The organism is Streptomyces sp. ATLC9, assembly GCF_057196705.1.
On record NZ_JBXUOY010000483.1, the window covers coordinates 1 to 1,712 of the forward strand.

Below are 1,712 nucleotides of genomic sequence, written 5' to 3' on the forward strand. Positions count from 1 at the left end.
TCCGCCCTGGCGGCGAACCGGCGTTCCCTGCCCTGCTCCGCAGGAGCTTCGTTTCCTCCCCGCCCTAAAGGACGGGGCATCCACGAAGGAGAGCCCCGATGACTCAATCCTTTCACGGAATCGAGTCTCTACCTGCCCCCGGGCGGTTCACCTCGGCCCCGGTATCGAGACCGGTCTACCGGCGCGAGGGCTCTGCGGCCCGGTCCGGGAGGCCGGTCTCGTGCCTGCGGTGCCGTTGCACGCATGTTGCACAGCCACCCGTTGGGAGCCGGTTCCGGCCGGTGTCAGTCGGACAGCAGGACCTGCCGGGGCCGGGGCCGGGGCGTCCGTCCGGCCCGGGAGGCCGGGAAACCCCGCCTGGCCTGCAAGGAAGCGGCCCAGCCGAGGCTGGGCCGGTGGTGCCCCCGGCAGGACTCGAACCTGCGGCCAAGCGCTTAGAAGGCGCCTGCTCTATCCACTGAGCTACGGGGGCCCAAGCGGTCGCGGACGGACGGCGGAGCGCCCCCGGGTGACCTTGCCGCGACAAGGATAGGGGCCCGGGTGCTTCCTCCCGGCTGCTTCACGTCCGCGACACCCTGTGGAGGTTCAGTGAAGCGATCCCGATAATCGCAGGCGAGTACGAATCATGCACCGGTTTGAACGCTCGGTGGGGCGGGTGTTGTGCAGTCGTTATGCCCCCTGTCCGCGATGCGGCGCGGGCCACAGGGGTCAAAACACCCCGTTATAGCCCTAATGCGCTTCAGAAACCAATCGAAATTGGGCATTCTGCGCATGTGGCGATCTTGGAAGCTAGGACCGAACTGCTCGACGCGCTCACCACACTGCGTGACCGCGTCGCCGCAGCCCGCTTTCCGCTGCCGCTGCCCGGGGCCGAGCGCGCCCGCCGCTCCCGCAGCGAGCTGCTCGCCCAGCTCGACGACTACCTGGTGCCCAGACTGCGCGCCCCCGAGGCGCCGCTGCTCGCCGTCGTCGGCGGTTCCACCGGTGCCGGGAAGTCCACCCTGGTCAACTCGCTCGTCGGGCGCCGGGTCAGCGACGCGGGGGTGCTGCGGCCCACCACGCGCACGCCCGTGCTGGTCTGCCACCCCGCCGACCAGCACTGGTTCGCCGGACCCCGCGTACTGCCCGGGCTGAGACGGGTCTGGACGCCGCGGCGGGACGACTGCCGGGCCGCGGAGGACGGGCTTCCCTCCCTCCCCGACGAGGACCACGCGGCGGACGGCGGCGACGCCGGCGCCGACGCCCCGCCCGCGCTCACCGTCGAGACCGCCGAGGCCGTGCCCGTAGGGCTCGCCCTGCTGGACTCGCCCGACATCGACTCCCTGGTGACCGCCAACCGCCAACTGGCCGCCGAGCTGTTCTGCGCCGCCGACGTCTGGATCCTGGTCACCACCGCCTCCCGCTACGCCGACGCGATCCCCTGGCACCTGCTGCGCAGCGCCCGCGAGTACGACGTGACCCTGGCCACCGTGCTGGACCGGGTGCCCCACCAGGTCGCCGACGAGATCTCCCGCCGGTACACCGCCCTGCTGGCGCGGGCCGGTCTCGGTGACGTGCCCTGCTTCACCGTCCCGGAGCTGCCCGAGTCCGCGCGCGGCGGCTCCGGACTGCTGCCCGCCACGGCCGTGGCGGAGCTGCGCGAGTGGCTGCTCCACCACGCCGGGGACCCCGCCGCCCGCGCGGTCGCCGCCGGCCGGACCGCCGCCGGGGCC

At 72.8% G+C, this 1,712-nt stretch carries 1 protein-coding gene and 1 tRNA gene; one reads left to right on the forward strand and one right to left on the reverse strand.

Annotated features, from left to right (window positions below):
- Nucleotides 1–396: 396 nt before the first annotated feature.
- Nucleotides 397–472, reverse strand: a tRNA-Arg gene (locus tag AC2CJA_RS26495).
- Between the two features lie 310 nt (nt 473–782).
- On the opposite strand from AC2CJA_RS26495, the gene AC2CJA_RS26500 reads away from it, so the two are divergent.
- Nucleotides 783–1,712, forward strand: a 930-nt coding sequence (locus tag AC2CJA_RS26500; protein WP_484605188.1) for a GTPase domain-containing protein, incomplete at its 3' end; no start/stop codon positions are given.